At 46.5% G+C, this 22,662-nt stretch carries 20 protein-coding genes and 1 pseudogene; 6 read left to right on the top strand and 15 right to left on the bottom strand.

The window, feature by feature from the left end:
• The first annotated feature begins 68 nt into the window (after window positions 1–68).
• Complete coding sequence (locus tag AC8GE9_RS10740) at window positions 69–851, top strand: hypothetical protein (RefSeq protein ID WP_506677168.1); 783 nt, start codon at window positions 69–71, stop codon at window positions 849–851.
• Here AC8GE9_RS10740 and pap read toward each other — a convergent pair.
• Window positions 841–2,331 carry a polyphosphate:AMP phosphotransferase gene (gene pap / locus AC8GE9_RS10735; protein ID WP_506677167.1) on the bottom strand — a complete coding sequence of 497 codons (1,491 nt, stop codon included), beginning with the start codon at window positions 2,329–2,331 and terminating at the stop codon, window positions 841–843. The genes AC8GE9_RS10740 and pap overlap by 11 nt on opposite strands.
• A 56-nt stretch (window positions 2,332–2,387) precedes the next feature.
• Between pap and AC8GE9_RS10730 the strand changes: the two genes are divergently transcribed.
• Window positions 2,388–2,879, top strand: a complete 492-nt coding sequence (locus tag AC8GE9_RS10730; RefSeq protein WP_506677166.1) for a cupin domain-containing protein — start codon at window positions 2,388–2,390, stop codon at window positions 2,877–2,879.
• A 32-nt stretch (window positions 2,880–2,911) separates the two neighbouring features.
• On the opposite strand, the gene AC8GE9_RS10725 is transcribed toward AC8GE9_RS10730, so the two are convergent.
• The 8 genes from AC8GE9_RS10725 to AC8GE9_RS10690 form a co-directional block, all read right to left on the bottom strand.
• Window positions 2,912–3,190 (bottom strand): DUF4936 family protein, encoded by a 279-nt coding sequence (locus AC8GE9_RS10725; protein WP_506677165.1) that lies wholly within the window; start codon window positions 3,188–3,190, stop codon window positions 2,912–2,914.
• 1 nt (window position 3,191) lies between these two features.
• The gene (locus tag AC8GE9_RS10720; protein ID WP_506677164.1) at window positions 3,192–3,773 is read right to left on the bottom strand and encodes a UbiX family flavin prenyltransferase; all 582 of its coding nucleotides are present in this window, start codon (window positions 3,771–3,773) and stop codon (window positions 3,192–3,194) included.
• Between the two features lie 91 nt (window positions 3,774–3,864).
• The gene (locus AC8GE9_RS10715) at window positions 3,865–6,063 is read right to left on the bottom strand and encodes an OsmC domain/YcaO domain-containing protein (protein ID WP_506677163.1); all 2,199 of its coding nucleotides are present in this window, start codon (window positions 6,061–6,063) and stop codon (window positions 3,865–3,867) included.
• Window positions 6,064–6,138: 75 nt separating this feature from the next.
• Complete coding sequence (locus AC8GE9_RS10710; protein ID WP_506677162.1) at window positions 6,139–7,197, bottom strand: linear amide C-N hydrolase; 1,059 nt, start codon at window positions 7,195–7,197, stop codon at window positions 6,139–6,141.
• Window positions 7,198–7,295: 98 nt separating this feature from the next.
• Window positions 7,296–8,990 carry an amidohydrolase gene (locus AC8GE9_RS10705; protein WP_506677161.1) on the bottom strand — a complete coding sequence of 565 codons (1,695 nt, stop codon included), beginning with the start codon at window positions 8,988–8,990 and terminating at the stop codon, window positions 7,296–7,298.
• Between the two features lie 314 nt (window positions 8,991–9,304).
• Window positions 9,305–10,579 carry a TRAP transporter large permease gene (locus AC8GE9_RS10700; RefSeq protein ID WP_506677160.1) on the bottom strand — a complete coding sequence of 425 codons (1,275 nt, stop codon included), beginning with the start codon at window positions 10,577–10,579 and terminating at the stop codon, window positions 9,305–9,307.
• Entirely contained in the window at window positions 10,576–11,070 is a 495-nt protein-coding gene (locus tag AC8GE9_RS10695; protein ID WP_506677159.1) for a TRAP transporter small permease, read from the bottom strand. Before AC8GE9_RS10695 ends, AC8GE9_RS10700 begins: the two co-directional genes overlap by 4 nt.
• A gap of 62 nt (window positions 11,071–11,132) precedes the next feature.
• Window positions 11,133–12,083, bottom strand: coding sequence for a TRAP transporter substrate-binding protein (locus tag AC8GE9_RS10690; RefSeq protein ID WP_506677791.1), 951 nt, complete (start codon window positions 12,081–12,083; stop codon window positions 11,133–11,135).
• Between the two features lie 363 nt (window positions 12,084–12,446).
• On the opposite strand from AC8GE9_RS10690, the gene AC8GE9_RS10685 reads away from it, so the two are divergent.
• Together AC8GE9_RS10685 and AC8GE9_RS10680 are read left to right on the top strand one after the other, a co-directional pair.
• Window positions 12,447–13,688, top strand: a complete 1,242-nt coding sequence (locus tag AC8GE9_RS10685) for a hypothetical protein (protein ID WP_506677158.1) — start codon at window positions 12,447–12,449, stop codon at window positions 13,686–13,688.
• Between the two features lie 56 nt (window positions 13,689–13,744).
• Window positions 13,745–14,764: a calcium:cation antiporter gene (locus tag AC8GE9_RS10680; protein WP_506677157.1), complete on the top strand. Its 1,020-nt coding sequence runs from the start codon at window positions 13,745–13,747 to the stop codon at window positions 14,762–14,764.
• Between the two features lie 91 nt (window positions 14,765–14,855).
• On the opposite strand, the gene AC8GE9_RS10675 is transcribed toward AC8GE9_RS10680, so the two are convergent.
• Window positions 14,856–16,067 (bottom strand): cytochrome P450, encoded by a 1,212-nt coding sequence (locus AC8GE9_RS10675; RefSeq protein ID WP_506677156.1) that lies wholly within the window; start codon window positions 16,065–16,067, stop codon window positions 14,856–14,858.
• Between the two features lie 190 nt (window positions 16,068–16,257).
• Here AC8GE9_RS10675 and AC8GE9_RS10670 point away from each other — a divergent pair, with 190 nt between their 5' ends.
• A complete protein-coding gene (locus tag AC8GE9_RS10670) occupies window positions 16,258–17,265 on the top strand; it encodes a catalase family peroxidase (RefSeq protein ID WP_506677155.1) in 1,008 nt (335 codons plus the stop codon).
• Between the two features lie 109 nt (window positions 17,266–17,374).
• Here the strand turns inward: AC8GE9_RS10670 and AC8GE9_RS10665 are convergent, their stop codons facing one another.
• Entirely contained in the window at window positions 17,375–18,673 is a 1,299-nt protein-coding gene (locus AC8GE9_RS10665) for a lipase family protein (RefSeq protein WP_506677154.1), read from the bottom strand.
• 231 nt (window positions 18,674–18,904) lie between these two features.
• On the opposite strand from AC8GE9_RS10665, the gene AC8GE9_RS10660 reads away from it, so the two are divergent.
• Complete coding sequence (locus AC8GE9_RS10660; protein ID WP_506677153.1) at window positions 18,905–19,909, top strand: ATP-grasp domain-containing protein; 1,005 nt, start codon at window positions 18,905–18,907, stop codon at window positions 19,907–19,909.
• Here AC8GE9_RS10660 and AC8GE9_RS10655 read toward each other — a convergent pair.
• The 4 genes and pseudogenes from AC8GE9_RS10655 to AC8GE9_RS10640 all read right to left on the bottom strand — a co-directional run.
• Window positions 19,882–20,292 (bottom strand): cupin domain-containing protein, encoded by a 411-nt coding sequence (locus tag AC8GE9_RS10655; protein WP_506677152.1) that lies wholly within the window; start codon window positions 20,290–20,292, stop codon window positions 19,882–19,884. The two genes, AC8GE9_RS10660 and AC8GE9_RS10655, sit on opposite strands and share 28 nt — an antisense overlap.
• 16 nt (window positions 20,293–20,308) lie before the next feature.
• A complete protein-coding gene (locus AC8GE9_RS10650) occupies window positions 20,309–21,289 on the bottom strand; it encodes a Bug family tripartite tricarboxylate transporter substrate binding protein (RefSeq protein ID WP_506677151.1) in 981 nt (326 codons plus the stop codon).
• Between the two features lie 28 nt (window positions 21,290–21,317).
• Window positions 21,318–22,385: an Ldh family oxidoreductase gene (locus tag AC8GE9_RS10645; protein WP_506677150.1), complete on the bottom strand. Its 1,068-nt coding sequence runs from the start codon at window positions 22,383–22,385 to the stop codon at window positions 21,318–21,320.
• Window positions 22,386–22,409: 24 nt separating this feature from the next.
• Window positions 22,410–22,662, bottom strand: a pseudogene (locus AC8GE9_RS10640) (IS4 family transposase); the annotation flags it as partial.

Below are 22,662 nucleotides of genomic sequence, written 5' to 3'. Positions count from 1 at the left end.
AATAATAGTCTAATCTAGTATGATGAAAGCCTATTTTTAGCGCGTCCTACATCTATGAGGGGTTCCACATGAAGAGTCGCTTTGCTGCATTACTTTGCGGTTTACTGTTTGCTCCTTTGGTGGGCGCGCAACCTACTCCATCGTCTGCTACTTCTGCAGCACCGACACTGTCAGAGCAGTGGCGCTACAGTGTGACGCCCTATGCCTGGGGTATGGGGATAAGAGGATCGGTCTCTCATAATGGGACAAGCTTAGGCCATGTCAAACTCACGACAGGTGATGTTTTGTCCGATCTTAAAATGGCGGCGATGTTAGTGGCAGAAGCCCGGCATGGTCGCTTTGGACTTTATCTTGATGGCGTGTACGGCGATTTGGGTAAATCGGCTTCTCGTGTGGTTGATCGTGAAGATTTAACTGCCAGCACTAGCCTGACGATGACGATGTTGACGCTCGCCCCCAGTTACAACATGGTAAATACGCCCGCTCTGCAATTAGATGGTTTAGTTGGTGCCAGAGTGATGTGGCAAAGCGCAAGCACGAATATTTCATTGCCTCAATTCGGCATGTCCGTCTCAGAGAGCAGTAACTTGCAACTTGCAGCAGGTATTGTCGGAGTAAAAGGTCGATACAATTTTGATAATTCGAAGTACTTTGTGCCCTTTTATGTTGATGTAGGTGCGGGCCAATCGTCGAGTGTTACAAGCCAAGCTTATTTAGGTGTTGGTCGTGCGTTTGATTGGGGTGACGTATCCCTTGTTGCTAAAAATGTTTATTACCAGTTCAAGCAAAATCAAACCAATATTGACTTGAATATGTTTGGTGCAGCTATCGCAGCTACGTTTAGATTTTGATCTGATCTTTGCTTTCAACAGCAAGTGTGATGCGTTTAATAACCTCTAACCTAGCATGTCGTTTGTCATTTGCTGACAATATATGCCAAGGCGCCTCGAGCGTGTCCGTTTTCGCAAACATTTCCTCGGCAGCTTTGGCGTAAACCGGCCATTGACGTCGATTGCGCCAATCCTCGGGTGTGATCTTGAAATTTTTAAATGGTGAGTGCTCACGGGACTTGAAACGCAGCAATTGTTCCTCTGGCGTGACCGCCAACCAGAATTTCAATACGAGAGTGCCATGATGGACAAGTTTCTGTTCGAACTCATTGATTTCATGAAAGGCCCGCTGCCAAGCTGAGCGCTTTGCATAGCCTTCTACGCGTTCGACTAGGACGCGCCCATACCAAGAGCGATCGAAAATCGTGATTCTTCCGCGGCTGGGTACATTTCGCCAAAAGCGCCAAAGATAGGGCCGATCCATTTCAAAAGGGCGAGGCGCAGAAATGGATACGTTTCGGTATTGCCGGGCATCTAGGGCATGGGTGACGCGTCGAATCGCACCACCTTTACCTGCGGCATCTTGTCCTTCAAACACTAAAACAAGCGATTTTTTATTAAAACTTTTATCACGCACAGCATTCGCAAGACGATTTTGCCATTGCAGCAATTCATGCTCATAGTCCTCTTTGTTGACACTGACTTCAAAGTCTAGCTGATCAATGCGATGACGCACTCGCGTATGTTGAGGTCTAGCGGCCGGGTCATGAGAGGCTGGCACTTTAATACTGCGTTGAGTAAATGCATTCAAGACCGCTTGTGCGGTTCTGACGATTCGCATATTGTCGTCAGCGCTTGGGATAATGATCCAGGGTGAGTGCGCAGAATCTGTCGACTCAATGACGCGCTGACCAGCTTGTCTGACCCGGTCAAAATGCTTGAAAACCTTAGGGTCATTTTTCCCCACTTGCCATGCGGTAGAGGCATTCGCTAAGAGTTGTTCGGTGCGAATGCGTTGGGCATCTCTGGAAAGGTGAAACCATAATTTGATGATTTGCACATCATTTGCAATGAGGGTGTCCTCAAACTTTCGGATCTCCCTGGTCATGGACTCGATTTTGTCTGGATTCGCTTTATTTCGACTAATTTCCTTCAAAAGAGGCATGTAAGCAGCCCCAAACACGATGCCCACGGAGCCTTTGGGTGGGAGACCTAACCACAATCTTCTTTGTGGGGGATAGGCTTTTTCTTCTCTAGAGGGCTTGCTAAAGGCGAGCGTTCGAACATGCCTTGGATCTAGCCACTCATTGAGCAGATTGATCGTAGCGCCTTTGCCTGCACCATCGATGCCAGCGACTACAATCACAAGTGAGCGATCTTTGAGTTTGAGATGTCTATACTGCTCATTCAGCAGTCTAATTCGAAGAGGCTCTTCGAGATGCGCAAACTCCTCAACCGAGAGCTTCGGATCTTGCTCGGCTTCGTCGAACATGCTGCTCATCGGGCTTCCTTGTTTTGCATCACAATAAGCTATCTTATGCGATCTATACAGAAATCATGAATGAAATAAACAGACTGATCGAGACTCTTGAATTGCAGCCGCATCCAGAGGGGGGCTTTTACAGAGAAATGCATCGATCAAATAAAAAGATTAAGGACTTTGACACTCTCGAGGATAAAAGCGCCTACACCACGATTTACTACCTTTTATCTGGCCATGATTTTTCAGCATGGCATCGTATCCAGTCAGATGAAAGTTGGTTTTATCATTTAGGTTGCGATCTGCTTGTTTATTATTTTGATGAGCACAACACATTACAAACGATTCAGATTGGCATGGAGTCCATGAACCTTCAGGCGACTATTCCAGCAAACACTTGGTTTGCAGCAAAACCTCTCAATGAAAACGGGTTTTGTTTGGTGAGTTGTGCTGTGGCACCTGGCTTTTTATTTAGTGAATTTGAAATCGCTCAAGCGCAAAAGCTCATTAAGCAATATGGGCACTCAGAAAGTGGGATGCAGGCAATCCATGCACTCACACGAAGTTAATCATGACAATATTTTATTGAATGTGCTTACATTTACTGATCGATAAAAACTTCATTTGCCCTTTGAGGAACGGATCCAATCTTTGCTATTTCCTCATTGAGTTGGAGCATCAGCGGATCGAGCATTTCATCAAATAAATCATACTGCTCCATCCAAGTCTCGCGACCTTGATCATCCAAGGTCGGTCGCTTTGTTAATCGATATTTCAATCCGGGAAAATGAGTTGAAATATTCAACTGAAGTTGAGTGATTGCAGCATGTAGGTGAGGAAAGTTTTGAGGTACGAATTTGTAGTATACAAATAACTGCATGCTATTTCCCTATGCCGTTCCATCGCTTGACTAGATCATTATCTAAATCAAACAGGTCAAGAACACGCCCAACAGTATGGTTGATAATATCGTCAATACTTTTTGGGTTTGTATAAAGCGCTGGCACAGGAGGCATCACAATCGCACCATTCTCCGTGACTTGCGCCATCGTTTTGATATGCCCGGCATGAAGCGGTGTTTCTCTAAAAAGGAGTATCAGTCTGCGACGCTCTTTTAAAGCAACATCCGCAGCTCTGGTGATCAAATTGGATGTGGATCCCCAGGCAATATCTGACATTGTATGAACAGAGCAAGGCGCAACAACCATCCCCAAGGTTCGAAAGGATCCTGAGGCAATAGAGGCTCCAACATTTTTGGCTGAGTGAACTTCGGTGGCCAAGGACTCAACATAACTGGGCGTAAAGTTTGTCTCCATAGCCATGGTGATCTTTGCGGAGTCACTCAGGATGAGATGCGTTTCTACACCAATATTAGAGAGTGCTTCCAGTAATCGAATGCCATAGATTGTGCCAGATGCACCTGTAATGGCAACGATCATTTTTTGTGGTGTTGGCTCAGTCATTTGAAATCACATTTTAAGAATCGATTCATACAATAGCATTTACCTGCACTGAGCGTGGCGGGTGAGCGTCCCCCCTTTTTTGATTTCTTGGTTAAGACGTTATCGCTTTGTTACGCGCCACATGCAATTTCCTATAGCTATCCATCAAACGATGATGCCTGTCAAGCCCTTCTAGTTTTAGGCTAGTCGGCGTGAGTCCATAGAATCTCACACTACCGTCCATGGAACCCATTACGGCATTCATTCGCACATCGCCAAACATACGACGTAAATTCACGATGTAGTCTTCAACTGCGAGTTCGTCAGAAATTTCGATCTCTAGTACGGCATCGAGTGCTTGATAAAACAATCTACGTTCGACGGTGTTGTCGTTATATTGCAGAAAGGCACCCACTAATTCTTGCGCTTGTTCAAAGTTCTGTAAGGCGAGTTGAATTAAGAGCTTCAACTCAAGCACAGTGAGTTGACCCCAAGGTGTATTTTCATCAAACTCAATGCCAATCAGCGTCGCGATATCGCTGTATTCATCTAAGTCGTTATTCTCAAGACGCACAAGTAGTGAACGGAGACTCTTTTCACTGAGTTTGTGTAGATTCAAAATATCCGCACGGAATAACAACGCCTTGTTGGTGTTATCCCAAACAAGATCCTCAATTGGATACACCTCTGAATAACCCGGCACCAAAATCCGGCAGGCAATAGCGCCCAGCTGATCGTAGGATGCCGTATAGACTTCTTTGCCCATTGCCTCGAGGATGCTAAAAAGAGCGGATGCTTCCTCGGTATTGGAGTACTCACCCTGTCCAGAGAAATCCCATTCGACAAATTCGTATGTTGACTTTGCACTAAAAAAACGCCAAGACACAATGCCACTAGAGTCGATAAAGTGCTCAACAAAATTATTGGGTTCAGTGACGACGTCGCTGGCAAAAGTGGGCGGAGGTAAATCGTTCAAGCCCTCTAGGCTGCGACCTTGTAGCAACTCTGTCAAGCTCCGCTCCAGAGCGATCTCCAAGCTTGGATGCGCGCCAAAGGATGCAAACACACCACCTGTGCGGGGGTTCATCAAGGTCACGCACATCACAGGATAGATCCCACCTAGTGAGGCGTCCTTGATCAATACCGGATAGCCTTGCTCTTCAAGTGCCCGAATACCCTCCATGATGCCCGGATATTTTGCAAGCACCTCTAGAGGAACGTCTGGCAAGGCAATCTCGCTTTCTAGTATTTCACGCTTGACTGCGCGTTCGAAAATTTCCGAGAGGCATTGGACTTGGGCTTCGGCCAACGTATTGCCTGCACTCATGCCATTGCTGACAAAGAGGTTTTCAATCAAGTTGGATGGAAAAAAAACGGTCTGTCCATCCGATTGACGTACATAGGGCAGCGAACAGATACCGCGCTGCACGTTGCCGGAATTAGTGTCAATTAAATGCGAGCCACGTAATTCTCCATCGGAATTATAAATTTCCAAGCAGTATGCATCAAGAATTTCAGCGGGCAGCGCATCAGTCTTTCCGGGTTTAAACCAGCGCTCATTCGGGTAATGAACAAACGATGCGTTGGCAAGGTCTTCACCCCAAAAGGCTCCAGCATAAAAGTGGTTGTTACTGAGACGCTCAATATACTCACCCAGGGCTGAGGCCAGCGCGCTTTCTTTTGTTGCACCTTTTCCATTAGTAAAACACATGGGGGAGTGCGCATCGCGGATATGCAAGGACCAGACGTTTGGAATGAGATTGCGCCAAGAAGCAATTTCAATTTTGATACCCAGGTTAGCAAGCAAGCCTGACATGTTGGCAATCGTTTGTTCCAGCGGAAGGTCTTTGCCTGCGATCAAGGTGCTTGAAGTGTCGTCTGACTTGAGTGTCAGCAAAGACTGCGCATCAGCGTCGAGATTGTTGACGAGTTCGATCACAAACTCTGGCCCAGCCTGTACTACTTTTTTAACCGTGCAGCGTTCAATCGAACGAATGATGCCTTGACGGTCATGGGCAGAGATTTCTTCAGGCAACTCCACTTGAATTTTGAAAATTTGTTGATAACGATTTTCTGGATCAACAATATTATTTTGTGAGAGACGAATATTTTCTGTAGAGATCTTGCGAGTATCGCAATACAGTTTTACAAAATAAGCGGCGCATAAGGCCGATGAGGCAAGAAAGTAATCGAAGGGCCCCGGAGCCGACCCATCCCCCTTGTAGCGGATGGGTTGGTCGGCAATCACCGTAAATTCATCAAACTTGGCTTCAATACGTAGCTTATCGAGAAAGTTGACCTTAATTTCCATAAAAAACATTCCGAAAACTACATCAAAATAAAAATGCCAAAGGATTGAATCATCTAGGCTTTACTGAGTCATGATTTATTTGAGCAGAGGTATTGACCGCAGACTTTTGCTGTTCATGTCGGTATCTGTAAAACCAACAGTCAATACACCAGGACTTTCAAAGGAGCGGATGTTATACATTTTTGTCTTGAGATTCACAACGACGGTCCATTCGGTGTATTCGTATGAATTCACCCCACCGCCATAGCCACTCGAACTATCCAGATGAATCGCGCCATAGGGGATATCAAAGTTGTTCATGATATGCCAAGCTCTGCGCTCTTGCATGTCAGTGATTGCAGGCGGAGTATTCATCACCAACATGGAGGCGCGAATAAAACGGTCAGGACTTAAAAAACTTCCGGGCAAACCATGCAGACCGTTTCCTGAGCTTGCCGCCATAAAATTTTTCCCATTGAACGCCATCGGCTTTTTGTCTGTGCCGCTGAGGTTTGCATAATTGCCGATGTTTTGTAAGTGCCAGGAGAATGCGGGGTCATTGGTCATCGTGCCAATCACGTTATCTGTCATGACGAGTTTGCCATCCAGATATTCAACCACCAGACTTCCCCCCGTGCTGTCATGCAAGGTCATGCGTGCCTTTGCAACGCCCCCCCATTCTTTGAGTGGCGAGCTATTCACAAACATTTTCGGTAGGGCGTCTTTGACTTCGGCGACATTCGCAAAATTCGTCAACGCATAAATCAGTAACTGTTGCGAAGCGATGCTATTGGCGGATTGGTCTTGAGTAGGATTTTGATATTGAGCGGTATTGGGTGCGTTAAGCAGTCCGCCAGCGAGACCCATCTCATTGAGACCGTCTACATAAAGAGGTAGACCAAAAGCATTTGCACCAATGACAGCGTATTTAGAGGTCCAGTTTTTCCCTGATCCTGGCGCACCATCAATACCGACACCTTTAAAAGCATAACCCCTTGGTGTAATGAGCACTGCCGACTTTAAGGGAATGCCGAACTCCATAGTCCGCGCATAGACACGGCCACTGTCGGTGCTGTTCAACACGATTGACGTGCAGGCTTGCGCCACAGTAGTGCCAAGAAAAGACAGGATGACAAACCAGATTTTGAATCGCATGCGTGAACTCCTAAATTGAATGGCATTGTTGCAGTGCAGCGCTTAGTGTAATCAGGCTAGATACTTAAATCCATCAATAAAAAAGCTTGCCTTGATATTTATTTGATTTTGCTGTCGTACACGCGTTTTCCATGCTTAATAGTTTGTAGAACTTGAATGTTTTTAATATCGTCTGGAATGACTTTTAAAGGATTGCGATCCAAAATCACTAAATCCGCCAGCATCCCTTTAGCGAGAGCGCCTTTATTGCGTTCTTCTTTATATTGATACGCGGCATTGACGGTGAAGCCCTGAAGTGCTTGATATGCACTGATTTTTTGTTCTTCGCCGAGAGTTTTGCCAGCAAAGGTTTTGCGATTAACAGCACTCCAAACAGAAAATAAAACATTTGGACCCGAAGAGGGCGTGTCATTGTGAATCCCAGTTTTGACTCCAAGCTTTTCAGCAGAACGTAAAGGGCTCAGGTTATTGGCTCTTTCTTCGCCAAGAATTTTTAGATACACATCGCCATACAGCCAGATATGATTGGGCAACGTGATGGCAATAATATTTTGATCTCGATATTGTGTAAGTTGATTCTCGCGTGCAAAGAATGAGTGTGAAATGACTGTCCTTCTATTTTCAGTGATGCCAGTTTCCTTGATTGCTTTGCTGATGGCAGCCAGCGTCATATCAATGCCTGCATCACCATTGCTGTACCCAAAGTACTGGATATTTTTTTCATAAGCCAGTTTTGCATAGCGATCCACGAGATCTTGAGTATTGTATGGAAACCCACGCCAATCTTTGCCAAAGCTGCCTGCATCCAAATAGGGTTGGGTGAAGTACGCTAGACGTAATTGAGGAGCACCATCAGTCGGGACCATGATTCCGGCGACCTTAAAGCCTCTATCCTGAGCACTATAAGTTCCGAACTCATAATTAGGGTTCGTTTTAAGTAAGGTATCAACCACGTCATAAGTTGGTAGCGCGATCAGATCAAGAGAAATGACCTTTTCCTGTACCGCTTTGCGCATCGTATTGATGTCGTCAGCGGTCGCCTCATAACTCTGTGCAGTCGTAAAACCATTAGAAAGGTAAATGCGCTCAGCTTTGCGGTATGTCTCAAAGGTAATGTTTTGAGAGTACTGGCCAACAGCACGAACCACTGCATCCATAAAGGGCATACCAATCAGCTCGCCAGTGAGCTTTCCCGTTTTGGGGTCTATAGGTATAAAGCCTGAGACGACTTTTGTTGAAGGGGTGATCCCCAGTTTCTTTAGCCCAGCAGTATTGACTTGGCCGGTGAGGGTAGAAATATTTTGAATGAGAAGAGGTTTCTCTGGAAAGGCTTTATCTAAGTCCGCTAAAGAGAGACCTCCGTCAGAAAGCATAGCCTCAGAATATCCAGAACTTAAAATCCACCCATTAAAGGGCTTTCCCTCGGAAAGTAATTTCTGAATGGCTTGGTCTTTAGTTTGAGGAGGATTATCAGCAAAGTAGCCTAGGTTTACTCCCAAGGTATTTTGCGCAATGAGCGCAAAATGTCCCCAGCTATCTATAAAGCCTGGCATTAAAGTCTGCCCATGTAGATCGTGCACCGTCGGCTGAGGACCCGCCTCTATCAGTGCTTGGCTTTTATTTCCGGCATACATGATCTTGTCATCTTGAATGACAAGAGCCTCGACATATTCAGGGCGATCTCCTTGCATAGTGAGGATATCGCCATTGAAATAAACGATAGAGCTATTTGCAAAGCTTGCAGCTGAGTACAGAGCGATAAGTATAGAAAAAATTTTTTGAATCATACTCATGATGAATCTCAAGAATTAGAGGTTGAAGGTTTTAAGCATTAACAAGTGCGTGCTCATCTGCTAACGGATGTGAATACTTGTATGACATTCTCTCATTTAAACGTGTAAATAAAAAACTCGCCTCAGCGGGTTTAAAAATTTATAGGAACACTGAGATGGTAGGGTTGCTGCATTACACAGACTCCCTTTTTTAACGATCTCAATGTGGTCGAAAGAGAGTCTTATGCAGCCGCTCGAGCGAGCGTGACATGATGGCCGATGGCGCTACCGCCGAATTGATGCGACGGCTTGGCCACCTTGGCAATCAACCGGATTCACTTGTAAACCAAATCCCTCAAGGTAAGTGATATGGAGGGCACATAAGTGACCACCATCAGACAACAAAATATCACGACAATAAACGGAAGCAGTCGGCTCACGATTTGATCGAGAGAAATACGTGCGATGGTACATGCTGCGAATAAGTTGACTCCGAAAGGAGGAGTGATCATGCCCATGGCTAGGTTGATGACCATGATCAGACCAAAGTGGACAGGGTCGATACCAAAGTGAATCGCGACTGGTACCAAGATGGGTGCCAAAACAAGGATCGCCGCGCTTGTTTCAATAAACATGCCGATCACAAACAAGGCGAGATTGACGCCTAGTAAAAACATGGCGGGCGACTCAAGTACCTTATTGAGCCAGTTGCCAATTTCAGTCGGGACACCTGCGCGTGTTAATAAAAATGCGAATAAGCCTGCGTTTGCGATGATGAACATGATCACTGCACTCGACACGACAGACTTCTTAAGAATTGGGAATAAATGACGTGGTTTGATTTCGCCATACACCAACATGCCTACGAATAACGCATAAAAGACAGCGACCGCAGCTGCTTCAGTGGGTGTAAATACACCACCATATATGCCACCCAAGATGATGACCGGCATGAATAAGGCCCAGGCAGCTTGAACAGTCGCACGTCCCACACTGAGTCGACCTTCACCGTCGTTCTTTCCCCAGCCCTTCCATCTACAGTAAAGGTGGACAAAGAGCATCAGTGATGCACCGATAAAGATGCCAGGCCCAAACCCTGCGATAAACAACTCACCGATCGATACCTCTGCTGCCACACCGTACAAAATCAATGGGATAGAAGGAGGAATAATGACACCTAACTCTGCGCTGGTGGCTTGCAGAGCCGCCGCGTAGTTTGTCGGATAACCATGTTTGATCAAAGCGGGAATCAAAATGGCTCCGATCGCAAAGGTTGTGGCTACGCTCGAACCCGACACAGCGGCAAAAATCATGCAGGTCAGCACGCAGGTCATCGGCAAGCCGCCTTGTACGCCCCCGACAATGCTTTTGGCGAACTCTACGAGCCGTCTCGAGATGCCCCCGGTCTCCATAAGATTACCGGCCAAAATAAAAAATGGAATCGCTGCCAAAGGAAACTTGTTCAAAGAGTTAAACATCTCTTTGACTGAAATCAACATATTGATATTGGCGATTTGAATACCTAAAATTGCAGCGAGTCCGATCGATACCGCGACCGAAATAGTGAGCGTAAAGCACAGCATCATCGTAATCAGCATGGTGATGCTCATTGTGCAGCCTCCAGTTCACTATTTTGAGGATCAAAAAACTGCGCCACAATCGCGGGGATACAGAAGAGTCCACCAACGGGGAGGGCTAAATAAGCCCAAAACATAGTGACCCCCTCGAGACCAATCACGCTTTGCATGCGTCCACGTGTCGCATAGTCCCAGCCCCACCAAATGATGGTGACCACCAATATGAGTGCCGCGACGCAAGTACAAAATGAAAGAATGCGCTTACCGAGTGGGCCGACCCAGTGTGCCAGTACATCAACGCTGACCATCGCCCCGGCTCTAAAGGCATAGGGAATCCCCATAAAGACCATCCAGATCAGACTGAAGCGAATGAGAACCTCTGTCCATTCAGCAGGTATTTCCAGCACAAACCGCATGATGACTTGAAACATACCAAGCGTAGCGGCGAGCGCCATCATTAAACAGGCCACTAGGGTTGAGAAACGGGTGGTCAGATTTTCTAACGTAAACAAAAACTGTTTCATTCTGAATCCAGAAAGAATGGGCGTAGCACTTGCGCGCTACGCCCATGTCAGATCACTCTCAATTACTTGTAATTACGGATGGCGTCGATCTTATCTTTGCCAAATTCTTTTTCAAACTGAGCATTCACCGGTTTAAGTTTTGCGACAAAGGGAGCTTTGTCGACATTTTCGACGACTAACATGCCTTTCTTGCGTAGCTCAGCTACACCATTGGCATCATCTTGATCAACGCGGGCGCGTTGAGCTTGTGACGCAACCTTGGCCGCATCTAAGAATACTTTTTGATCAGCGGGTGACAACTTGTCAAAGGCTGCTTTGTTCATTAGAAAAATGGCGGGACTGTAGACGTGACCTGTCAAGGTCATGTGCTTTTGTACTTGGTCAAACTTTGCCGCCATAATGACTGAAAGTGGGTTCTCTTGACCATCCACAACACCTTGTTGCAAGGCGGTAAAAACCTCAGGGAAAGCCATTGGAGTTGTGATGATCCCAAAACCCTTGTATGCCGCCACATGGACGGGGTTTTCCATGGTACGCATCTTTAGACCTTTTAAGTCATCGGGTCCGTTCACGGGTCTCTTGCTATTGGTCATGTGTCGCACACCATTTTCAGACCATGCCAGTGCTTTGAAGCCTTTACTATCAAACTCTTTGAGCATTGCCTGACCAATGGGGCCGTCTAGGACAGCGCGTGCATGGGCTTTGTCACGGAATAAAAATGGGATATCTAAAATACGAACGGCAGGCACAAAATTTGGCACTGGTCCAGTGCTTGTGCCCGTGAGTTCCTGCGTGCCTAACTGCACAGACTCAATGCTTTCCCTTTCACCACCTAGGCTACCTGAATAAAAGTTTTTAATAATGATGCGGCCTTTTGTGCCTTTTTCTACTTCTTGGGCGAGCACATCAATCCCCACACCCTGATGCGAGTTTTGTGCGACAGAGATACTGTTGCGCATCACGGTTTGTGAATATGCAGTAGTGGCTAGACCAAGGGTCAGAACACCGGCCATGACGAGCGTTGCGCGTTGTATAAGTTTCATAAACTTCTCCAGATCTGGGTGACTGAGCGTCTGAGCAGAAATAGCGTCAATCATTGGGCTAAGTATTGTTATATTTAATACGTTAAGATTATTTTGCTTCTGCCGCTGATGCTAAAAGAAAAGATCAATCTCGGGGCTAGGTAGAATCCCTTGGGTGACGATTAAAATTTGGCGAAATCAGCCATTGATTATGGGTTTTAATATCGTCTGTAAAAGACGTCTCGTCATTCTTAAACTTTAGGCACTCTGATGAACTTGATCCAGCGAAACTATCATTCGATTAAGGCAGTTTGCTCTGTAACATTTTTGTCTGCGTTATTGACTGGTTGCGGTATGACGGGATCAACTTCCTTTCAGGCGATGTCGTCGTCTTATCGCGAAGTGTTAGAGGGCTATGCCAACGATAATATTCTGATCAATGTCATCAGGGCATCCGAACAGTTACCAATGACGTTTTTAGACATGCCTACGGTCGTTGGTTCGGGTACGATTGCTTCATCGGTAGGGGTTTCGAGCAACATAATGAGTGCTAATCCAGCGAGCATAGGTGGATTTTTTTCGTCTGCTGCCGCGAATGCCGGATCATACTACGCTCCGAGTGTTGGTTTTGGAGTCAACAACAGCTTTAATTTCACGCAATCATCTCTCGATAATCAGTCTTTCATGCAGTCATTTTTGACTGATCTAAAGCCAGAGGACATCAACAGTCTGACTAATAACAGCGCAGGTCCAAAGTCTGTTCTGTATTCCTTGGTAATCGAAAACGTGCAGATCCGTGATGGTGACGATAATGTGATCCATCATTGGGAGAATGATCCAGCGAGTCCAAAATATGCTGAGTTTCAGCGCATTCTTTATCGTTTGATCGATAGCGGTCTCAAAACTGAAGTGGTGACACAGAGAGAGGTCTTGTCCGGGCCAATAAATCTTAATTTTGTTTCGCAAAATCTAGATAAAGTGACACCTTTTTATACCATCCCGAATGTCAGACTGGTGCCTGTGAATGACAAACGCAATAAGACACGTTTGTATGAGTTCGTTCGTATCACGCCCGTCACAAGAATGTGTTTAATTAAAAATAAAAGAGAGGTAGCGCTAGAAAATCAGTTTAATGACTCTGCGTTTTGTAATCCACATTACAAAAATTCAGATATTCCACACAATTTAATTGGTGATCTCTCTAAGCCTGGGGCGACGAACAGCGAGAAACACACCCTTGTCATCAAGCTGCGTTCACCAAGAAATATTTACGCTTTTTTAGGCAGCATTGTTTCATTACAGCTTCAACCCAACCCTAAAATAATCAAAGTTAAAAATTCTGATTTTTTTGTGACCAAGCCAGGCATGGTCAATGATTTAAACGACGATGAGTCGTCGTTACCATTATTTGATGTGGTTAAAAACAATCCCTGGATACTCCCAGTCGCTAAGGTTTTCTATCGTGGCAACACATACTCAATTCCGGCCGAGCGAACAAGTAGATCACGCGAAGTGCTCGTCTTGCTTTCTGAGATTCTCACGCTAAGCAAAGTGCCGGGTTCTATCCCGCCTTCGCCCTCAGTGCTGATTAATTAACAGTTCCCGCATTATTTTCATCCGGACTAAATTCAATCGAGACGCAACCTTTCACCATGCTCCCATATCCTGAGTCTCTTTGGCAAATCCTCTTAGTTGCAGTGCTATTGATCGCTGCTGTCATCAATGCGGTCCATCAGGCCGAAGTGATTGCGCATAAAACAGGCGAACCTTTTGGTACGCTTGTCTTAGCGTTATGCGTCACAATTATTGAGGTCGCTTTAATTGTTTCAATTATGTTGTCGGCAGGTGAAGACGGTGCATTAATCGCACGCGATGCTGTTTTTGCCACGATCATGATTGTCATGAACGGGATTATTGGGATATCGATATTTTTAGGTGGCTTACGGCACCGCGTTTTATCGTTTCGCATTGAAGGCAGCAATTCGAGCTTGACTGTCTTGATTGCACTGGCAGTTATGACCCTAGTGATGCCTAACTTTACAACAACGACATTAGGTCCTACCTTTTCAGACAGTCAATTGATATTTGCCGGTGCGATGTCTTTAGTACTGTATAGTATCTTTGTCTTCGTACAAACGATTCGACATCGCGATTATTTTCTACAACAAAGCGAAGCCGGATCTGCAAATCCCATCAGTCATATCCCAACACCCTCGAATGCAAAAACACTCGTCAGCGGCATTCTATTGCTGATTTCGCTCATCTTAGTGGTTCTCCTTGCCAAAGCCTTAAGCCCGTCTATTGAGTTCGCAATCGAGGAAATGGGTGCGCCACGCGCAGTCGTGGGAATTGCAATCGCTTTGCTGGTCTTGCTTCCCGAGGGCGTCGCCGCAACACGCGCTGGATTTAATAATCGCCTACAAACCAGCTTAAACCTCTCTATCGGCTCGGCGCTAGCAAGTATTGGGCTCACGATTCCAGCCGTTGCCTTCGTTTCGGTCGTGTTCGATTTGCCCATAAGCTTAGGTATCGATGCATTAGGTATGACCTTTTTAGGACTGACTTTTTTACTTAGCATCCTAACGATCGCGGTAGGTCGTGCAACGATACTTCAAGGTGCAGTGCATTTAGTGGTATTCGCAGCGTATCTCTTTTTGAGCCTGATTCCCTAAAAGTTGCTCTGCGTTATTAAAATCAGGCACAAATGCAGCAGTCATTTTGATAAAAGGCATGAAGGAATTAGCGCCGTGTGGCTTACATTCTTTACCTTTTTGTCATCAAGACGGGTAAGCATTTTTTACGTCTTGGATTATCAGCCTCATTCCAGGCGAAAGCGTCTGGTTGAAGTTGCAAATTTTTATATCGGTCAAGAAGAGCTTCCAGTGCAACGGATGACATGAGCCTGGCCAAGGGAGCGCCTAGACACAAGTGAATTCCTTTCCCGAAGGCCATGTGATGATTTTTCTGTCTTGTAATGTCAAAATCCGTATGCTTAAAAACTTCAGGGTCATGACCGGACGCGTAGATGCTGAGTTGCAATCGATCAAATTTTTTAATCTGCTGCCCACCGATTTCTACATTTTCATGGGCAATGCGAATGAGGTTTGAAACGGGTCCGTCAAACCTCATAAATTCCTCTACTGCGACAGGTATAAGTTTTTTGTTTTGTTCCAACAACGCAAGCTGCTCTGGATTTCGAAGCAGTGCATAAATGCCATTGGCAAGCGTGATGGCAGTCGTCTCGTGACCTGCAATTAATATCAAAACCAACGTTGCAATAATTTCATCATCTGTAAAAGGGTCAGCACTTTTGCCGCCCTTTATCATCACGGAGGTTATGTTTGAACCAGGGTTTACTCTCTGTTCATGTACAAGCTGACGAAAAAACTCCACACAGTCGGCGAGCTCTTTCTGTGACTTTTCTTTTTGCCCTTCGAGCACTGCTTTGGGTAGCTCAACGGCCCAGCGTAATATTTTGTGTGCATGCTCACGTTTAGCTCCGCACAAGTCGCTAATCACCGTCGCCGGAACCGGTACTGCAAACTCCTCAATCAGATCAACGGCACTGCGCGTACCAATCTTGTCCAAAGCTTCATTTGCAATCGCCAGAATACTAGGTCGCATCATTTCAATCGGTCGCGACATAAAAGCGCCTTGTAGAACCTGACGCAATCTTGTGTGCTCTGGAGGATTTTTAAAAACAAGCCATCCCTGAAGTATCTCTGCCATGAGCCCACCGGCAGCATCCTGACCCGCATTGTTACCAAAGGGGGCTTCTACAGCAAAACGAGAGTCTCTCAGTACGAGGCCAATATCAGTGTGGCGGGTCAAAATCCAGGCGTTTTTTGAAGCATCCCAATAAACAGGTTTTGTTTCTCGCACCCAGTCATCAGGCGACTCAACCCGAATGTTTTCTACAACGGTGTTGCGTGAGCTACCCTCAACGTTTTCTACTTTGTCTTTATCGGTAGTCATATTTTGATCTTACAAAGTTAGGTAGAAAAATTAAGTTTATTTTGAAATGTATTTATTATAAAAATTACAGAGCAATAAACAATGACAAAGAAATTCTTATGTGTTTTGTGGCTCAAAAATGGAAATCTATACATCCGGCTTAGATTGATAGTACGATTAAATCGTCAGCCATAATTATGAGCCTATTTATATGAAAACTTCAAAATATTTTTTTACGTATTTAGTTTGTTTGCTGCCGAGCGTTACTTTTATAACCATAGCCCACGCTAATCCTGATCCCAGCAAAATGGTTGATCAGTTTGAGGCAACCAGCGGAAAGTTTGAGGGTTTTCGTCGCTCTGGGGCTAAGGGAGTTTGTGCGATGGGGGAGTTTGTCGGCAGCGCTGCGGGTCGACAAATTTCAAGTTCATCAGCATTTAGTGGTAGCTCCATCCCCGTCATCGTGCGTTTTTCTGTGGGTGGCGCAAACCCAAAGGCTGGCGATAACACCAAAACACAACGCAATTTAGCGCTGCAATTCAATTTGCCTAACAACGAGGTTTGGCAAATGGGTAATATTTCAGCGCCCGTATTTGGGTCCTCCACTCCAGAACAGTTGTTTGGTCGGTTGCAGTCCTTGCAGCCCGATCCGCATACGAAAGTTGTAGATCAAGCAAAAGTTAAGGCTTTTGTGGAGGCAAATCCTGAAGTACTGCTTCAAGGGAAATATTATGCTTCCCAACCTGTTCCTGCCAGCTACGTGTCAACAAATTATTGGGGCGTGCATGGATTTGGCTTCTCTAATGAAAAAAAAGAAAAGGTGTGGGGTAAATGGATTTTCGAGCCTGTCGGTGGAGTACGAACTTTGACCGAAGAAGAAGCAAAAACAAAAGGCCCTAATTTTCTGTTTGATGATTTACGTCAGCGTGTCCTGAGTGGTAATGCGGCTTTTAATTTCAATCTTGAGCTAGCTGAACCTGGCGATATCCTCACTAACGCGACCATCCCTCTTCCTGAGGGACGCAAAAAACTGACATTAGGCGTCCTTAAAATTGTTTCGGTTTCAGCCGACGCTGGTGGCCCCTGTTTAAATGTTACCTTCGATCCAAACAGAATGCCCCCAGGGATTGAGGGAGCGGCTGACCCGATGTTGCCTGCTAGAACAGCCCCCTATGCTGTTTCACTAGGACGTCGACTTACTGAGGGTTCAAAGCAGTAGATTAGAAGTATGCGTAGATATAATTTTCCAGCAGGAGGTTTTAAAAAGCTTATATTCAGTGGTGGCCCGAGGCGGAAACGTCCAGGGCCTAGGATGTCTGACTCTATTTCTAGCCTTTAGGGCAACCGTTTAGTACGGGCTTGCCAGCAATACGATCCTTTACCCATTTAAGGTACATCGGAGCAGAAACCCCAGGAGTTGAGAAATGCGTTTGCTCCCCAGGCAATTGAATGCGCTCGATATTGCCACCCATGCCACACATTTGTTTTTGATAAAGTTCGTGCATGATTGGAGGCACCGCGGTATCTTTCGTGCCCCAATAGATCACTACCGGCGCAACCGGCTTAACGGGTAAGACGCTGCCATCAATGAGGGCTTTTACCCAAGCCATCGTATTGGTTGGCTTATCACTTATAAGTGTTTTGAACTGATTGCCGTAGGTGTAATTGAGGGTATCTGAAACCACATGCATACATTTGTTCGAGAACACTTGATCAATAACATTGGAACCTTGATCTGTGAATAGATCACTGAGCTTCAGATTGGGATAGGCCGCTTGAGTCCCCCACATAGTCATTGCAAAATGGGAGAAATTAAATACATTGTCGGAAAATAACTGAATAAGTCCATTAATGGCTTTATCGGCAGACGCCTGATCCTTGGTGCCATTCTGGATCATCACCGCGGCATCTTCAGGGGCCATGGCAACAAATCCTAGCACCTGTAAATCATCGGTCACAGTACCCTTCTTATTTAAGTAGTCCCCTGAGCTGGCAGCGGCAATTGTTGCTCCGCCACCTTGCGACCAACCATAGAAAATAGTGCGCTTACTGGCCCCAGTATCTTTTATGGAAATTGCCGCACGCGCTGAGTTAATTAAATCGCGACCGTTGGTTCCAGCTACTGCATATTGATGCTTACCGCCGCCGCCCAACCCTTGGTAGTCAGTTGCTACAACAACATAGCCCTCTTTAATAAACTCCTCTAAGTTTGGAATGCCATAATCCGTCCACGAATTACCCCCTACTAAGAAGTACTGATTCAATGGAACAGCAGGATTGGTCACTTGGGACGGTCCACAATTTTGCGCTGTGCCTGTTGTGCCATGCGCCCATGCTAGTACAGGACGTCCCTCTATGGGGGCTGGACCCACCGGCGCTACAAGCAAACCTGTTGAAATCGTTGGGCGCTCTGCAATATCGGACGAAATATAGGCAATACGCCATGCTTGCGCACCTTTAATTGGTGTGCTGATCTTTTCTTGCTTGATGACTTGCCCTAGCTTGCCATTAGGAATGATTTTTCCAACCGCCTCATAGAATGGCTGCATAGAAGGCTCTGCATAAGAAGCCCCAAAATATAAGGCAGTGAGGGTCCCCAATAAAAAAGATCTAAATAGCTTATTCATATATAAGTCAAAAAGAAAATAGGAACATTAACTATACCTAATTTTGTTGGCATGTAAACAATGTGCTCGGTATGCATTGATAACGGTCGTATGTGCATTGTTAGACTGATTGGTTATAAAGAAATTGTAAAAATATAGTTTTGGTTTTAATGCGTTTTTATTAAGCTGTTGAATTGTCCGGATATGCCGTTCCGGACAGCATTTGTATAGCCGGCATCGTAAAGATGAGATATGTCGAAAATTTATGTCATTCATGAGAACTCCGCTTGGGTGGAGCCTTTGCAAGCAGCTTTTCGGGAGCTGGAGTTACCTTTCGAGGAGTGGTTTCTGGACGAAGGCAAACTAGATTTGTCTGTGCCTCCACCTGAGGGCGTTTTCTACAACCGGATGAGTGCTTCATCGCACACGCGCGATCACCGCTTCGCGCCCGAATACACGGCAGCAGTGCTCTCCTGGCTTGAGGCACACGGTCGGCGCGTTGTGAACAACAGTCGCGCCCTGCAGCTTGAAATTAGCAAGGTCGCACAGTATGTTGCTTTGCAGAATGACGGGGTCAAGACCCCTCGCACTATCGCTGCCGTCGGCAAGCAGCACATCATCGAAGCCGCCCGCCAGATGACAGGCTCATTCATCACCAAACATAATCGCGCAGGCAAAGGGCTGGGCGTAAAACTTTTCCATCATATCGATGCCCTCCAAGAGTATGTAAACAGCGTGCAGTTCGAGCCCTCCGTCGACGGCATCACGTTGATCCAGCAATACATTCGCGCACCGCAGCCTTTCATTACGCGCGTCGAGTTCGTAGGCGGCAAGTTCCTTTATGCCGTGAGAGTAGATACCTCGCTAGGGTTTGAACTCTGTCCAGCGGATGTCTGCCAGATCGGTGATGCTTTTTGTCCGGTGGGCGAAACAGCTCCCGAAGCGCCTGCACCGCGCTTTCAGATCATCGAGGGTTTTGACCACCCCATCATCCAGCGTTATCAGCGTTTCATCTCCGAAAACGGGATAGGGATCGCCGGCATTGAGTTTATTGTTGATGAGGCAGGTGAGGTCTACACCTACGATGTCAATACTAATACCAACTACAACAGCGACGCTGAAGCTGCAGCTGGGTTGTACGGTATGCGTGCGATTGCCCGATATCTTGGGCAGCAGTTGCTTGATTTGAGTGCCCGAACGGTCAAGGGCGGATGCCCTGACGTTGTCACTCACTTATTGTGTTCAGCTGCGATATAGCGGGTCTCGCCACTTTCTGTCAATGTCCGCGTTGCCATCGGTGAAGCGTAGGTCCAGAGTATTTTCATACCCAGGGTGGTCGACTTATTGCGAAACCTGTGAGAGACATTCGGGGGTATCCATGTGGTGTCATGGGCTTTGACCTCATGGACCTCGCCCGCGATATCCAGAAAGGCCTCACCTTCAAGCAAAATGACACTCTCTTCACAGTTATGGCTGTGAAATGGAATTTCAGCACCCGGTCCGAACTCTGTAATTCCATTTATAAAAGCTTTTGCGCCGGTAGCTGCGGTCACCAAAGGAATAGTCTTGGCGCCACCACCCCGATCATGACTTTTGATTTGATCGGGGCGAAGCACTGCGTGTTTTAAAGTTTCGGCCATTTCTTTACACCCTTATTTACTCAGCTTTGATGTTGTTGTCTTTAATGACTTTACCGTATAGCTCATACTGCTTCTTTAAAGCTTCTTCAAACTCTGCTGGCGTTGTGCCACGAATGGTGATGCCGAGCTTCGCAAAACGATCTCGCGTGTCGGCATTATCCATCGCCTTGCGGGCTTCGGCGGAGAGCTTTTCAATGATTGCCTTAGGCGTTTTTGCGGGAGCGACCATGGCAGCCCAAGAGTTAAAGAAAAATCCTGGAAATGCTGACTGATCCATTGTTGGAACACCCGCAAACTGAGTCAGAGGCTTAGGGGTCGATAACGCTAACAGCCGTAACTTGCCGCCATTAATCAACGCGGCAACTGTACCCAAACCCTGAAAGGATACATCGACCTCTCCGGCTGCGGCGCCGACTGCAGCCTGGGTCGCACCCTTATAGGGAATGTGAACAAGCTTGACGCCCGCGCGCTGCATCAACAGGGCCATTGCGAGGTGCTGGGGACTCCCGACTCCGCCCGACCCAAACGTTAACTTCTCGGGATTTTCTTTAGCAAACTTGACTAAGTCTTCAAGGGTTTTGAATTGCGAGTCCGCCTTAACAACCACGCCCCATTCGATCGTCCCGATCAAAGAAATCGGGGCAAAATCCTTTAATGTGTTGAAGGTCGTGTTGGGATTGATATGAGGAACCATAGTCAGTACGCTGTCATTGACTCCGCCAATCGTATAGCCGTCAGCGGGCATTTTTAGCATGCGATCTGCACCGATCAAACCCGAGGAACCCGTAACGTTTTCAATCACAATCGGCTGCCCCATGCTAGTTGCCATATTTTGCGCAACCAAACGCAAAGCGTTATCCACGGCACTGCCCGTCGCCAACGGGATAATCATGCGGATAGGCTTATCAGGATAATTTGCTTGCGCCATCACGCCCCAGGAAGCCACTGTTAACAAAGCGGCTTGTGCAAACAATGCAATCTTTTTTAATACCCTCATTGCCTTCTCCAGATAACGTTGAAATCAATTAATCAATCAAACCAGGTATTCCCAGGTCGCGCGATAGCAAGCCAAGTTCCTTTACCACACCAGCTGCAATCGGAATGCCATGCTCTGCGTAATCCATCCGTCGAGCGTGGCTCTGTTCACCAGGCAACCAGATTCGATCAACATCTGGCAGTCTCTGTGAGCCCTTGATGTCACGAATCAGGGTATCGATCGCCCCTTTAAATAGGTCTACACCGCCAAAGGCGGCAAGATTCAACACCAAAATACTCTGACCGGTATTCGTTGGCGTGACATGGTCTTTGTTGAAGTCAATTACGTCCTTACCCATTGCGGCACCTTGCAAGGTGCCCGCCAGAATACCGACTATCAAGGCCAATCCGTAGCCCTTGTAACCACCAATTGGTAATAAAAAACCTTCTTCAGAGCGGGCTGGATCGAGCAAAGGCTTGCCTTGCCGGTCTATCATCCAGCCCTCCGGCATCATTTGTCCGGCTTTGGCTTTTGCTTTGACTTTGCCATAGGCGGCCACTGTCGTAGCCATATCCAGCACAATGGGGTTTTCTTTGCCAGCAGGGATGCCAGCTGAAATGGGATTCGTTGACAACAGCATATCCATACCACCCCATGGGGGTAGGTGGTTTGCATTGCCTACCGCAAAATACAGGCCAATCATGTCGTGTTTAACTGGCATGGTGGCATAGAGAGACGCTGGACCCGCATGATTACTGCGCCGTGTGCCAACCCAAGCAACGCCCTGGGTACGTGCTTTTTCAATCGCCAACTCAACGGCATACGAGACAACTAAGTGCCCCATGCCATTGTCTCCGTCGACCACCGCAACAGCCGGCGCCATGGAATGGGCTTCAATCTTAGGATGCTTATTAATGCCACCTGCCAATATCCGCTTGACGTACTGCGGCAAACGAATCACGCCGTGACCATCAGATCCCTGCAGATCGGCGCTTGCCATTAAACGCGCGATTTTTTTGGAATCTTGCTCAGGTAAGCCCACTGAGACAAAAGCACGCGAGATAAAGTCACACAGTACGTCAAAACGAACTGATACTGAATTGTTATGTATTGTCATATATCCAAAATCAGTAGTGTCCGGTTAATTTCCGAATAAATTCAATTGGTTAGCGGAGTCGAGTAAATCAGATGTGAGTGCATCGCCCTGAAAGGCGCTTGAAAGCTCAGTTTTCTCAAATACCGACACCGATAATATCTGTAGCAATGTGTATAACGAGGCATTAATTTGAAGTTCCTTCTTGACGATGGCAATCAGCACGTAAGTCGACACGGCGCACCAAATTTGCGTCTTGACGGCATTCTCGCTGTTGCCCAGGAACTTCTTGATTCTCAGG

Source organism: Zwartia lucis, from assembly GCF_965234455.1.
GTDB lineage: Bacteria > Pseudomonadota > Gammaproteobacteria > Burkholderiales > Burkholderiaceae_B > Zwartia > Zwartia lucis.
Note: the sequence above shows the minus strand (reverse complement) of the source record. Positions and strands in the feature narration are given on the sequence as shown.